Below are 13,750 nucleotides of genomic sequence, written 5' to 3'. Positions count from 1 at the left end.
AACATCGCGTGGCACGACTGATGAAGCAGGAGGGTCTGCGTTCGCAGACGGGCTACCACCGACGCCCCGGGCATTACAGTGGCCGACCGGCGGTAGTGGTACCGAACCATCTGCAACGCCAGTTCACTGTGGATGCGCCGAATAAGGTCTGGGTGACGGATATCACGTACATCCGCACGCATGAGGGATGGTTGTACCTGGCGGTGGTGCTCGACCTGTTCTCGCGACAGGTCATTGGCTGGTCGATGCAGTCACGTATCGATAGAGAGCTGGTGCTGAATGCCCTGTTGATGGCGGTATGGCGACGTCAGCCCAAGCAGGAGGTGCTAGTACATTCCGATCAGGGGAGCCAGTTCAGTAGTTACGACTGGCAGGACTTCCTGAAGGCCCATCGCTTGGTGCCCAGCATGAGTCGACGCGGGAACTGCCACGACAATGCCGTGGCGGAGAGTTTCTTCCAGTTGCTGAAGCGGGAGCGTATCAAGCGAAAAACCTATCACGACCGGGAGGAAGCCCGACGAGACATCTTCGATTACATCGAGATGTTCTACAACCCGAAGCGCCGGCATGGTTCCGCAAACGGGCTATCGCCGGTAGAGTACGAGAAGCAGTATTTCCAACAGCTCCGGAGTGTCTAGAGAAGCCGGGGCGATTCACCAAACTGATCGAAGCCGCGTATGGGATCTCCTCAAGCGAACTTGTGGCTGAGCTTGGAAAACTTTGGCAGTCGTTGACTTTTGGGTTTCATGAGGCGTTGACATCCCTGTTCAATCTGCATACCGAAGTCATGACCGAAGTCCAGCGGATGATCGAGCAGAAGGGGGCTGACTTGCAGTCCAAATCTGTGGGTGAATTGATTTTCGAGGCAGCCAACCGCCTCGGTCATGGTGATACCCTGAACAGGAACGCGGAAGCGATCGGGAATATGGGCCTCTTCGATCTTCGAAAGGTTACTAATTTACCAGCTGCTTTCCTCGATGATTTCTCGTGGGCGCCCAGCCAGGAAACGGATTTTCTTGCCGATGGTGAGTTCAAAGGCTGGCCGCTTCGGATCCAGCCGATATTCAGACGTCCGTTCCTTAAGCTCAACGATACGTACTACTGCTTTGAACTCCATTCGCTTTTTGACAACTTTTATCGCCAATTAGAAAAGCGGATATTCCAGCGGTCAGAGGCTGAAAAGCAGGAGTGGATCCGAAATCGGAAGGAAATCTCGGAAAACCTGCCAGTAGATTATTTTACCCAGTTACTGCCAGGAGCGACCGTATTTCGCGAAATCTACTATCCGGTTTTCTCGGCGTCTGGCGGCGCAAAAAACTTGGCTGAAGCCGATTGCCTCATTGTATACGACGACCACCTATTCATCATCGAAGTGAAGGCTGGTGCATTCACTTACACATCTCCTGCCAATGACCTACCCGCGTACGTCAAATCGTTGGAGGCGCTCGTCGGAGCACCCAGCAAGCAGGGCCAGCGCTTCCTGAAGTATTTGGAAAGCGCCGAAGAAGTTGACATCTTCGACGCAAAGTATCGATCAATTGGCAAGTTGCGCACTGGTGATTTTCGTTGTAAGACCATTTGTGCAGTCACGCTTGACCCCTTCACTGAACTCGCAGCTCAAGCTCAGCATCTGCACAAGATCGGAGTTGACGTCGGCGATGCGTCCGTCTGGTCGCTTTCGCTCTCGGACCTGCGCGTATATAGCGACATCTTTGCCGGTCCGCTCGACTTCCTCCACTTTGTCGAACAGCGCATGCGTGCCGCTCCGTCGGAAAAACTTCAGCTCGACGACGAGCTGGACCATCTCGGGCTCTACCTCGAGCACAACAACTACGCGATGCATGCGGACGAGCTTTCTCAGAGTGGGGCTCAATTGCAATTCAATGGATATCGATCTGCGATCGACGCGTACTTCTCAGCGAAGCTCACAGAATCTAATGATCCGTCCTTGCCGACACAGGAAATTCCACCTCGACTCCGGGAGCTTGTCGATTTCCTCGCAAAGCAAGAACAGCCCCTCCGCTCTCGAATCGCGAGCTACCTGCTCGATCTTGATGGAGACTTGCGAGCTGAACTGAGCAGATGGATTGACGAGGAGCTGGCAGCAATCCCGCAGCGCGGCCGCTGTTTGCCCTTGTCAACGGCTGGTAACGTACGGTTGACAATATTTGTAAACATCGAGGGCTTGGTTGAGCAGGGCCACGAAAAGGCCACTGAACATACGCAGGTCGCTATGATTGCCACTGGCGAATCTGACCGTATCCTGCTCGAGTTGACATATGGCCCGGATGGTCCGACCCGGGTCTCGATGTCGACCGTCACATTGCACGGACTTTCTTGCGAACATCTTGAACGGTTTAGAGAAAAAGCGACCGATTTGAAAGAAAAGCGGCTCGCGTGCTCCGTCGCCAACTTTGGCAAGATCGGCCGCAATGACCTGTGCCCCTGTGGAAGCGGAAAGAAGTACAAGCGATGCTGCCTGCCCAAACGACAGACTAAAGCTAGTCGGTAGCGGCTAGTGCGTCTACTGAGCTGGGTAGTCCGCCTAGGCCAAACTGCGGACTCACTTCAATCATGAAGTAAGTCGCTCCAACGCCAGGAAATGAAAATGGCCTCCAACTTGGAGGCCATTTGCTAAGCGGAGATCAGATTCCCCAAAATCTAGAGACTTGTGGGATCCTGCGCACATTTTACAATCTCACTAACTGAGAAGATCTCACTTAGAAAGAGAACCTACAATTCTTGTAGGTTCCCATCGTAAGTGGGATATCCCTAGCTGAGCTTGCTGAAGAATCTCACTTGCGGGTGAACCTTCGTTTGCCGCGTTCGCACTTAAGATGAGATTTTCCTACGAGAGTCTCGCTGCAGTGCTTCACAATCCGGTCCCATCCCTTCGGGGGTGGGACTTTCACTTTGTACTGATGGGCTCGGTACCAGGATCAACGGAGCCTTCTCCCCGAGAAGCCCTGCAACCACACTATCCAAGTCTGGTCCTCTCGGATAGATGGTGGGGGCGCTTCGGACAACTCGATGATCAAGGACGGGGTGGAACCCGTGCCCGCGTAGCATTATAGCGACCTTCTTCGAGCCTACGCCAAGTTGATCGGCAACATGCTTGAGAATCAGGTACCGCTCCCTGAAGTGCTGTAGCTCTTCTCGATGAGTGAAGTAGCTGACGCCTGAACGTCCTAGCCTGCGCGTGGTTTCCAGCAGGCCGGTACGGATCAGATGTAAAACACCTAACTCGCTCAGCCCCAACTCGGTGGCCGCATGCTTGGTTGATAGCCACGTTCCCTTTCCCTCCCCAAAAACGCCAAGCCAGCGAGTGAGCTCGTTTTTGCTGAATACCCAGGCAGCGATTCCTCTCATGGTTTGGCACTTGGCCACGGGCTGAATATCTCCGGTTTTTACGGCGATCAGCAGTTGGGCCACAACATCTGGCCGCCATCCGCTGTAACGTAGTAGATGGCCAAGACTGGCGCAGCCTTCATCCGGAATGTTCACGACGGGTAAGGCGCTCCCGATGGAAAGCAATCCTTCCACTTCGCCAAGCTCGACCTCCCAGTTACGGGAGGTCGGGTGCATTTTGCGGGCACCAGGGAACAGTGGGAGGAGCAAGTTTTTCATACGCTGCTTTGATAGCCCAAGGGACTCCGTTACCGTACGCAAATCGACAAGAGAGTTGCTCTCCAGCTTCTGTCTCAGCGCGTCAACTTGCAGACGGTTGACCACCATGAAGCGACGGCCTGACTTGCTAATGATTTCCTCGGCCTCTAGTTCACGCGTCTCGACATAGAACCGGAGCCGTGAAATACCGATCCGTAGCTTTTCGCACGCACTTTTGGCGGGAATCCATTGGCGGTTCTCAACGATCTGATCCAGCAATGCCCGGTTACGTTTGGCCAATGAGCCCGTCCATGATGATTCGACCCAAGCGCAGAACTCGTTGTAAACCGGGGCAAACTCGGGTGTTCTCATTTCTGAGAGCAGGTACCGATAAGATGCACCCAGCGCATCGACCAGTCGGCCATTATCCCGGACATCATGCCCTCGTGATGCCAGGGTGGAGAGGGCACGGTGAAAGCCCGCAGGCCAATCACCAAGGATCTCAGCTGCTCTGGAAGTAATCGGCCATGAGTGCTCCAACCGCCCAAGCTTGGATGGCTTGTTCGGGATACTCGCCCTGGCTGGATCCATCCCGGCACCGAGTAGCAAAATCAGGCGAAAGAGATCAATGGATTGCAGCTGAGCGAGATGAGCCGGTCTCACACTCTCCTGCGGGTAAAACGTATCCCGGATGATCTGTGAGAGCCAGATGACGCCTGGCGGTGCCTCGCTTACCGGCTCCTGAGCCAGATCAGCATCACATGAGCACCTCCTGACCGTGCCACTCTCAAAGGTCAGGTGCCGGCCACAGTTACTGCAGCGATCAACCAGCCAGACGCCGTGTTTGGGGCAGGCATCATGAAATATTAGCTCCCAACCCACATCGCCTACAGCCCGCTCGCTCAGACAACATGGGCAAACCCGGCGATGGGGATTCCACAGTCGTCGGTGCCGAGCACGGCTGTCTGCAACTACCTGGGCGTAAGCATGCTCGATAGGTGCCTGGGACTGTTCGGGGAGCAGGCGGGCTTCAAAGAGGATGGTCGGTTCGAAAGTTAAACCATCTCTGGTGATTTGCGACGGTTTCAGCCAATTGGGCTCTGCCAATCGCATGAAGTAGGACTTGGGTCCTTCACCGGGTTGTGGGCGTGGGCGAACCAGCAGGCTGTCATAGGCTTGCCTCCGCAGGATCTGCTGTTCGATCTGCCTCTGCTTTAAGGGATCCATGAGTTTCCCCTTATGCGAGCGTGAACGGCGCAGATGCCTTGGAGGCATGAGCGGCACGTAGACAGTGGTCACGACTAAGATGAAATGGCTCACCCTTGGCATCCAGCGGCCGTAGTGCAGCCTGCGTCACGAATGGGTTCAGCTTGGCTGGGGCATGCGGCCAGATGCTCCGTCTGAAGGCCTCTGCTACGACTTCCTGAGAAATACACTCAAGGCCCAACTCCTGGGCCACCATTACGGCGGACTCCAACAGTTTGGCAACGTAGTCGATAACACCGTAGGTGGCGAACCAGAATCTTCTGGCGAGATTGGCCTCGTGCAATGGTGTGTCGGTAGGTAGGGGGAGCAGTTTCTGCAGTGATCGTAGCAGTCCTCGGAACACATCCCACTCTGCTTCTATTTCTGCAGACAGTGGGTACAGATAGATCCGATGCGCGAAGCGACGCTGGATATCCGCACGAATATTCAGTCCGGCTTCCACCTCGGGAAGACCCACCAGAACAAGCCCGAGCCCCCGCAGGTCTGCCAGGCTTTTCAGCCAGTCTATGCAGCGACGTGCCTCTCGCACCGATGTCGTGTTCTCCAGGTGCTGGAAGTTATCGATCACAATCAACTGAACACCACACTGCTTGAGCAGATCTCGCAGGATCAGGCTTTTGCGCTCAGCATCAAGAGACCGGTAGCGTCTGTAGCCCAGGTTATGTAGGAGCGCTTCGGTTATGGACTTCACGGATGGTGCACTGGGCATATCGACTAGCAGGATTGGCACCTGTGTGATTTCTGTCGATTCATCACGTGGGAACATCGCAGCATAGCTTTCGATGATGGTTGTTTTGCCAAGACCGGCGGCGCCGACCAGTAGCATTCCACCGCCACAGTGATTTCGGATCACATACTCGTGTAGCCTGGCAAGACGGCACTGGGTATCGATGAGCTGTGGCAAGCGAAGAACGTGAGACCTTAGCGAAAAACCAGTGAAGCGCCCAAGACTGATGGCCGCTTGAGTCTGGTCGCCTAGGCGTGATTGCAATAAGGTGATGGGGCTGTTCATTGCGGATCCTCCGGTAGATCGCCGGTGGCGCCAAAGTCTGGCAAATCGTCTTCTAGACCATCGGGTAGTGCTTCTGCAGGTGAAGTCCACGGAGACAGCGATTCGCGTGCAATATCAAAGGCGGTTTCCCGACCTTGAGGTGGACGGTCACCGCCGTTCATGAGGACTTGGTATGCCTTTTTGCGGAGGCCCATCTTTTTGCCCTTGAGTGCCTTGGCGACTTCAAGCTCAATCTCGTGCCTGGCCTGTAGGCGCTGACTTTGCGTCGGATCTGACCCATACCGACGCTTGGATTCTGCCGAGATAAGGCGATGCAGGTGTCTGGTCAGCCCTTTGGTGTAATCCTCATTAACCGCTGGAACACGAATGAATTCCTCGGCCTGGGCGTCGTAGACGTCCACAAACTCAACGGAATGATCGTAGAAGCGAAGTTCAATCTTGATGGGGTAACCAGCACGTAGCCGCAGCTGCTGGAGTGCTCTGTTGTTGTAGGTCAGCCCTTCCAGTTCCAGACCGTAGTGAAACAGCGTCCTTTTTGCTGGCAGGCCAACGATCGTATCCAGTTCCACAGGAAATGCAGGCAGCGATGGGGAAATGACTTTCAGGCCATCCATCCACACAGATATGGGTGTCTGCCCGTTCAGTCCGCGATGTGGCGTGATGGCGTAAACATCGACTATCCATTTGGTAACCAGTGCATTGAGCGTCGGCAGGTCAATCACGGCCATATCTTCTGATGGATAGTCGCCGCGCATATCCGGGTTCGAAAAGGTAGTGCCGGGTAACTTATGGATTAACCCGCTGTTGAGCGTGCGGAAGAACCGTTCAACCGCACCTTTGTAGAAGGGTTCTTTTGCCGGACAGAGCAGCAAATCAATGCCCAGCTCCAGACATGCTTCTTCTAGCCCTGCACTATGAAATTCCATGCCATTGTCGACCGCAATCAGCAGCGGGATGCCATAGCACGGCCAGTGTCCATTCACCATGTCAAACTGCGCGACCCACCCATCCTTCGAAAGCATGGCGTGCCGTAGTGCCATCAAGACTGAGGTGGTAGATGGTGGATTGAAGGTCAGATAAAAGCCGAGCACCATGCGGCTTTTACGGTCCAGAACGATAGTCAGCCAAGGACGCCCTAAGACGAGACCTGTCCATGTATCAATTACGATCAAATCAATAGGGGTGTGGTCGATTTCGACCCGATCGAGTATCTGGTCCACTTTGATGGTGCCGGTTACTGAGCGGTGTTTGATTCGGACCGCATCACCACTCAGCCTTCCCTGATCAATCACATCCTGTTGCAAGGCGTCGAGCCAGCGGTAAACCGTGGCTTTCGATGGATGGGATAGCTGGGCAACGGCAGGGAGTGTTTCGTTCAGACGGTCGATGCGCCGGCATACCTCCTGTGCGATGGTGATCTTGAATACCTTCTGGCGATTTAGATACTTTTCAGCCACGACGGCCTCGAAGATCTCAATCCGCGGATCGCGTTTAAGCTGACGCGGTCTGCGTTTTACCAGTTTCGTTACGCATTTGGATTGTCGATAGATGGACCACCAGCGGTGAACCGTACTGGCACCGGGAGGGTGCGGATCGCCGATCTTCTCTGCTGTCTGGGCAATGACTGACGCCCAAGAGTCTTTTTGGTAGGGATTGTTTGCCGGGTCGAGGGCGTCCAGATACGTCTTTTTGCGTAACGCGCCTTGGCGGGCTCGCTCGCTGAACATGCTGAGTGTTTTAGGGCTGGCGGTGTAAAGCAGGTCACCGGTTTGCCCCAACGAGGCTTCATCGATAACCAGAACGCCGCTGCGCCAGCCCTCGAGAAGCTCCTTCTCGCTCATGTTGCGGATCTCTCCGTCCAAACTCTCTAGCTGGTACAAACCGTGGACGGTTTTCTTGAGCAGTGTCCATCGTTTGAGGTTTTCAACGAAAACCAGACCCTTGCGAAGATTAGCGCGCTTCATGGTTCGCACCTCCTGCCAGGGTGACAACGGTGTTTGCCGTTACCGGAGAAAACAGGTCTATCTCCACGAGTTGGTGGGCAATAAACACCCACAGGTCGAAGCCGTCACCGAGGAGCTTTTGCAAGTCTTCGAGATGGCGGGGCGACTCTTGCAACAGCTGGCGTACAGCCATTTTCATCTGGGGCGTAGGGCCTGGCCGGTGCCAGCCGCGTTTGAGATGCCGAAGGTTTTGCTGCAGGGAATGGCTTCGGACATCCGTATCGGTAAGGATGCGGAAGCTTTGGCCGATTTGTCGTAGATGCTGAGCAGCCAGTTCCAAGCGGCTTTTCGTATCCGGTCGCCAAAGGTCTTTCTCTGCCTTGACCTCAATGATCAGCGTACTGCCGTCAGATAGGACGATCTCCAGGTCCGGGGTATACGAGCCGGATCGCTCGGCATCGGCTAACGGAATCGTCCGTGGTTGCTCTTGAATGTGCATGACGAATGGCAAGGCATCCAGGTAGCGGACCACATCACCTTCGAGAGGGCTCTCGCAGTGGATCATGCGTCCCAGCTTGCGAGAGGGGACTTTCATTCTGAATTTGCGGCCAGAGCGCGTAACGACGTTACGGACACGACCATTTTTTGGGGCAGGCATCGTCAACTCCTTACATCACGGCCAACAACGCCGTGATGATGAGAAATGTAGGGACGAGCGGGGCTTGACTTCGCCTGCCGAGAAAGAAATACTGAGATTACCAGTCGCAGTAATTCTGTCCTTCGGACAGGCAAGAAGCCGGATGTCCCGCTCGGGGTATTCGGTTTTTTGTTGCTATCGTCAGTTGTTCGTTATTTCTCCGCGTCTTCTCCTTTCCGTTTCTCTTGAGCGGCACGCTCACAAATCCATTGCTGGACCATTTCAGGATCCCAACGACGTACCTTGCCCAAGCGATAGTGCGGCGGCGCTTGGTCGGTAGCGATCAGACTCTCCAAAGTCCGCGCAGACACATTCAGCAGCTTGGCGAGCTCTTTTGCGTTCAGTTGAGGCTGCATTGCAATCCTTTGCCGACAGGTCTATTCATTCTTCCATATCGATCGATCTGATGCTGGAGTACTCATGTACAAATTAGCCGACCAGAAAATCGTACTAACTTAATGATTTGTTTGTGTTTTTTCTGGTTTCTCAGATTGTGGTGAGTGTTTTATAAGACCGTGCAATGGCGACAGACCTTCCTCAAACGTTGTGGCTCGCGTATCAGGGCCTCTGGGCACTGCACCAAGCGGCGATCTACAGCCTAGGTATGAAAGGGCATCGTGTATTTCGGGATGAGGAGATCGCCGGGAAGTACAGGCTTCGGGTAGCCAATGTGCCAGGTCGCTTGTCTGCCATTGATGTGTTACCTGGGTTCTTCAAGTCTTCTGCCGATACCCGATCGTTCGTCGCTGCCTCACTGCTTGAAGCGCTGCTCGATACGGTGGATCTCGATGAGATATGGGAGTGGGAGCGCTTCCCCGCCCGGCAAAAGAGATGGGAGCAGCAGCACGGAAGTGGCGATCCGTCGCTGAAGCTCAAAGAGCTTTATCAGGCGCTGCAGGCAAGAGAGGCGGATAGGGTTGGGTTTTCTATTGAAGACGTCTTGATACTGGCAAGCATGACCCATCAGCTCGATCAGATCCGGTGTCATGCACTGTGTCGGTTATGCCCAAGACTTAGTCGGTTTGGTGAGGTGTATTGCAACGAGCACTCTCGGTCAAAATCGGCACCTGGCACGATTGCCGATAAAGCAAAGCGCTACCGGAACGGGTGTCGAGTGGCAGAGCAATACCGCGTCCTGTGTATGAAGGACGCGGAGCGCCTGAAGTACCGGCCTGATCAAGCACACAAACTGCTAGCGCACCTGCTTTGGCAGGAGAGGCCCGGATTTAGTGACCGATCAATTCGAGCAATACAGGCCTTCTCCATGGAGAACGATCGTTTGCTGAAGGTGCTTGGGCATGACTTTCCGCGGTTGCCTGCGCAAGCCGTTGAGCCTCGGCTACTTGAACGCATCGACCCTTATGAAACACGAGCGGGTGCCTGGCTACTGAAGCTGAAGTACCTGAACAGATGGCTGGCAATAGAAGGGACACTTCATCACGGGAAGCGCAAAGCCTCGCAAGAGTCGGTAGTCGAAGCGGCAAACGCTTGATGCTAGGCCCTGTGAAGCACAGTGTGTGCAAAATTGGTACACACTCATCAGCACGATGCTTGTGATGATCGGGTGCGGGCAGCTGTGTGCACTTTTTGCACATCGCGTTCGAGTAGGGCGGGTCCAACTTGTGCAAGAAATGCACGAGTTCAGCGTAGCGCTAGGTCTGCGTGAGGGGGCTCAGAAAGGCCAAAGCCCGCTCGGGGCGGGCTTTTCCTCAAATGACAGGGCACGACCGTTTCCGGAAAACCCTGTGTCTATTCAATTAAGTATACCACCAATCTTTATTGATCAAAGCAGTCAATCATCCAGCCAAACTCAGGGCAGCAAGCACCTGACTGGGGCTCATTCGGTACTTTTTCTGGCAATTGTCGCGGCTGGGTCGTGACGTCTGGTCATCGGGGCGTTCTCAGCAATTGCCGTGTGAGTCTGCTTCAATTTGCCTTCTCGCCAGCGTCGCAATAACTCTACCTGGTCCCGCTCCTCAAGCTGACATAGTAGATCTAGCAGCGCACGCATCCCTAGTGGCTTATTCACACCTCGCAAGTACTCTGTGTAAGTACGCCGACTAACTCCAAGGCGAGTGGCCATCTCGTCTCGGGTGATGCGTCCGCCGTTGCGCGCCTCGAGTAGGAGATGCAGCTGTTTCACAAAAGTATGAAGTTGCATGTCAGCTACAAATGATCTTTTGAAGTCACATGAATATGCCATAAATAGGCAAATTTATGTACATTTCTTCTTTGAAGGAATAAAATGTGGAATAATTTGTTGTTGTTTTTGTTGTTGCCGCTATCATGGAAGGATCAAACCACCATTAAGGTACATTGTTGATGCCGCGTATTACTGCTGATGAAGCCGAACTGTTGTCGCCCTATTTGTCGGAGTTCGCTGAAATTATCCAGTTGGCTTGGACCGATTGGCTAACAAGCTCCATTGCAGCCCACATGCAACACAAGCGTGTGCGTGCCAACAACGTTTGGAACCAAATGGTTACACATGCCAAACGCCTGTTCGAAGGGCGGGATGGCATCCAAGTTGTAAAGGTTCGTAATACTTGGGACGGACTTCTCATTGGCGAACGCATCTTTGTGCGCATGAAGAAGGGGAACGAGCAGCTACTCTCCAGCAACGTGCGTACCGCATTGTCACTGGCATTCAATGACCCAGAGGAAGACCTGTACAACGGTGTTGTCATGCTGGATCTGGTGTATGTCCTAGATAAGTTAGAAGCAGAAATCGAGCGGGTTGCCCTCGTCCAGCGTGATCACGACCGCGTTGTCTGGACACTTGACCTTCTCAATGACAATGAAAACAAGCAAAATGTGCTGCCTTTTGCCCCTCCACAGACTATGCAGGAGGAGCGATCGGTGGCAGATCGAGTGCTGCAGCCGCGTAGAGAAGAGCACGATAATGAAGGAACACAGGAACAGCAGGATCGAAGAGTTTCGTCCTGATCTTTTGGCGCTTCGGCGCCGCATGAATGGAATCAGCCAAACGGAACTGGCTGAGCGGGCCGGCATATCGCAGGGGACCTTGTCTAAATGGGAGCAAGGTCTTCGTCCGGTCACTGAGGACGGTATTGAGAAACTGGCACAGTCGCTAAACTGCCCAGTTTCTTTTTTCTGCCAGTCTGACCGCGTATATGGTGCGCCGATGAGTGCCCACCCAATGTATCGGAAGAAAGCTACGACAGGGCAAAAGGTACTGGACCAGCTAATTGCCGAGCTGAACGTACGCATCAGCCATCTTCGCACTCTGCTGGAGAGCGTGGACTTGAGGCCTGAGCTCCAACTGCCACATTATGATCCTGATGATTATGATGGGGACATAGATAAAATCGCAGCCCATGTACGGCGTGCTTGGTATGTACCTAGTGGGCCAATCCAAAATTTGACTGAATTTGCTGAGCGAGCTGGTTGTATCGTTGTGCACTGCGAGATGGGAGATGCCAAACTGGATGGTGTCAGCTATCACGTTCCAGGGCTGCCCCCCGTGATCTTTCTAAACAAAGTTCAGCCAGCAGATCGCATGCGTTTCACGCTTGCCCACGAGATTGGTCACCTTGTCATGCACCCTTATCCAACGCTCCACATGGAAGATGAAGCCAACCAGTTTGCGTCGGCATTACTGATGCCGGAGAGCGATATCGGAGCAGAACTACGTGGATTGACTGTTGAGAAGGCTGCCTACATGAAACCGTATTGGCGTGTTTCCATGGCAGCCTTGATCTACCGTGCCCGCACCCTCAATAGGATTGACCAGTCAAAGTACGAGTACATGTGGCGACAGATGTCTTTCAAGGGTTTCCGTACACGAGAACCTGAGCGATTGGATTTTCCACAGGAGCAGCCGACCTTGATGATGGGTTTGCTCGAGAACATGACGAAGAACATGGGATACAGCCAAGAAGAACTTGCTTCCATTCTGCATCTGCATCTCGATGAAGTCGCCAAGATGTATGATCTCACCCTCCCGAATCGCCCTTCGTTGCAAGTTATTAAGTAATGCTTGACTGGCCGTTTTAAATGATAAGCCAATAGACTGCTTCGGTCGGAGTGTAACCGGCTCCTGAAGAGGGGCGGTTACACTTCGAACTTAGTATAATGTCATGTGATGTGCTAGCATGACAGATGTTGGTGAAAAACTGATCTTTGGTTTACTCCGGAAAACATGTTACGTAGCCATTACCGCCTTTCGCTGTGTATGCTTGATTATCTTAAAATCTTGCTTCTTTTCTGAGCGTTAAGCGCTGTACCGAAGATTACGTAAGTAACACCAAACGAATTAAAGCACCATCAGTGACTCTGGGTTATGGAGAGGGTGTCGGTGTCAGAAGACAAGACGGCTTCTGATAGCAGCATTAAGACTTCAATAAGCATTATGCGATTCTATGAAAAAAATCTTTCACCCAGTGGCCCTTGGAGTTAGGCGCCATCCACTTAGGTTCATTAGTGAAATTTTTCTCGCGTTCAGCGTCATTTGGACGTTGGTTGAATCATTCTCATATTTTTTTCCGGAAATAAAGCTCCAAGGAGTACGTTACTATTTTGGTCTAGTAATCCTGAGTATTCTTATTTCATGTTTTCGCGCATACCAGTGTCGATCCATTCAGTTCAAGGTTGGTCATTCGAATACAAAGGTAACCGTATCCTTCGGTGATATTTTTGATCATGCTGGTCATTTAGCTATTCCTGTGAACGAGTACTTTGATAGCGAGCTTGGACTACCCGTCTCTCCAAAGTCCCTCCACGGGATTGTTATTGATCGCTTTTTTGGTGGGCACCATGCGTCTTTTGACCAATTGGTAGCGGCTGATCTTGTTAATACATCGAGCGTGCAAGTACAACGTCCCGGTGGAAAAACTAGCCGATTTGACATTGGCACCACGGCAAGCATTCGGACCAACTCACATCGATTCCTTCTCTTTGCGCTTTGCACTACCAATATCACAACATTCAAGGCTTCTGCGTCTTTACCAGACCTAGTGCGAGCCCTTGAGGGATTGTGCGCAAAGGCTCGCCTTGTCCTCGGTGGAGAGAAACTGGTTGTTCCACTAGTCGGTTCTGGCTTATCTGGTATTGGCTTGCCCTCCAACCAACTGTTGCAAATTATCCTCTTAGTACTCGTTAACGAAACAAAGAAAAATCAAGTCGCGCTCGAAATAGAGGTTGTCATTCACCCGTCTCGATATGATGAAATTGACTTGGACTCGGTTGCAACTTTTTGGAGTTAAA

12 protein-coding genes are annotated in these 13,750 nt (G+C 53.0%); 6 read left to right on the top strand and 6 right to left on the bottom strand.

All coding sequences use genetic code 11. The features are described from left to right. Both FLQ03_RS11355 and FLQ03_RS19130 read left to right on the top strand, forming a co-directional pair. A partial coding sequence (locus FLQ03_RS11355; RefSeq protein ID WP_144373399.1) for an IS3 family transposase occupies positions 1 to 638 on the top strand: 638 nt, incomplete at its 5' end. A 149-nt stretch (positions 639 to 787) separates the two neighbouring features. Next, positions 788 to 2,512: a YecA family protein gene (locus FLQ03_RS19130; RefSeq protein ID WP_170252396.1), complete on the top strand. Its 1,725-nt coding sequence runs from the start codon at positions 788 to 790 to the stop codon at positions 2,510 to 2,512. A 320-nt stretch (positions 2,513 to 2,832) separates the two neighbouring features. Here FLQ03_RS19130 and FLQ03_RS11345 read toward each other — a convergent pair whose 3' ends face one another. The 5 genes from FLQ03_RS11345 to FLQ03_RS11325 form a co-directional block, all read right to left on the bottom strand. Next, positions 2,833 to 4,833, bottom strand: a complete 2,001-nt coding sequence (locus tag FLQ03_RS11345) for a TniQ family protein (protein WP_170252395.1) — start codon at positions 4,831 to 4,833, stop codon at positions 2,833 to 2,835. A 10-nt stretch (positions 4,834 to 4,843) separates the two neighbouring features. Further along, positions 4,844 to 5,884 carry a TniB family NTP-binding protein gene (locus FLQ03_RS11340; RefSeq protein WP_144373397.1) on the bottom strand — a complete coding sequence of 347 codons (1,041 nt, stop codon included), beginning with the start codon at positions 5,882 to 5,884 and terminating at the stop codon, positions 4,844 to 4,846. Then, complete coding sequence (locus FLQ03_RS11335; protein WP_144373396.1) at positions 5,881 to 7,848, bottom strand: DDE-type integrase/transposase/recombinase; 1,968 nt, start codon at positions 7,846 to 7,848, stop codon at positions 5,881 to 5,883. Before FLQ03_RS11335 ends, FLQ03_RS11340 begins: the two co-directional genes overlap by 4 nt. Beyond that, complete coding sequence (locus tag FLQ03_RS11330) at positions 7,835 to 8,422, bottom strand: TnsA endonuclease N-terminal domain-containing protein (RefSeq protein WP_170252394.1); 588 nt, start codon at positions 8,420 to 8,422, stop codon at positions 7,835 to 7,837. Before FLQ03_RS11330 ends, FLQ03_RS11335 begins: the two co-directional genes overlap by 14 nt. A gap of 254 nt (positions 8,423 to 8,676) precedes the next feature. Beyond that, positions 8,677 to 8,880, bottom strand: a complete 204-nt coding sequence (locus FLQ03_RS11325) for a helix-turn-helix transcriptional regulator (RefSeq protein WP_144373394.1) — start codon at positions 8,878 to 8,880, stop codon at positions 8,677 to 8,679. Positions 8,881 to 9,044: 164 nt separating this feature from the next. Here FLQ03_RS11325 and FLQ03_RS11320 point away from each other — a divergent pair, with 164 nt between their 5' ends. Continuing rightward, positions 9,045 to 10,016 carry a hypothetical protein gene (locus tag FLQ03_RS11320; RefSeq protein WP_144373393.1) on the top strand — a complete coding sequence of 324 codons (972 nt, stop codon included), beginning with the start codon at positions 9,045 to 9,047 and terminating at the stop codon, positions 10,014 to 10,016. A 345-nt stretch (positions 10,017 to 10,361) separates the two neighbouring features. On the opposite strand, the gene FLQ03_RS19685 is transcribed toward FLQ03_RS11320, so the two are convergent. Beyond that, entirely contained in the window at positions 10,362 to 10,685 is a 324-nt protein-coding gene (locus tag FLQ03_RS19685; protein WP_170252393.1) for a helix-turn-helix domain-containing protein, read from the bottom strand. A gap of 161 nt (positions 10,686 to 10,846) precedes the next feature. Between FLQ03_RS19685 and FLQ03_RS11310 the strand changes: the two genes are divergently transcribed. The 3 genes from FLQ03_RS11310 to FLQ03_RS11300 all read left to right on the top strand — a co-directional run bounded on the left by FLQ03_RS11310 (position 10,847) and on the right by FLQ03_RS11300 (position 13,749). After that, positions 10,847 to 11,470, top strand: coding sequence for a hypothetical protein (locus FLQ03_RS11310; protein WP_144373391.1), 624 nt, complete (start codon positions 10,847 to 10,849; stop codon positions 11,468 to 11,470). Further along, positions 11,427 to 12,521, top strand: a complete 1,095-nt coding sequence (locus FLQ03_RS11305) for a helix-turn-helix domain-containing protein (RefSeq protein WP_144373390.1) — start codon at positions 11,427 to 11,429, stop codon at positions 12,519 to 12,521. Before FLQ03_RS11310 ends, FLQ03_RS11305 begins: the two co-directional genes overlap by 44 nt. Before the next feature lie 385 nt (positions 12,522 to 12,906). Continuing rightward, complete coding sequence (locus FLQ03_RS11300; RefSeq protein WP_144373389.1) at positions 12,907 to 13,749, top strand: macro domain-containing protein; 843 nt, start codon at positions 12,907 to 12,909, stop codon at positions 13,747 to 13,749. The last annotated feature ends 1 nt before the right edge of the window (position 13,750 follow it).

Source organism: Vogesella urethralis (assembly GCF_007644045.2).
GTDB classification, from domain to species: Bacteria; Pseudomonadota; Gammaproteobacteria; order Burkholderiales; family Chromobacteriaceae; genus Vogesella; species Vogesella urethralis.
Note: the sequence above shows the minus strand (reverse complement) of the source record. Positions and strands in the feature narration are given on the sequence as shown.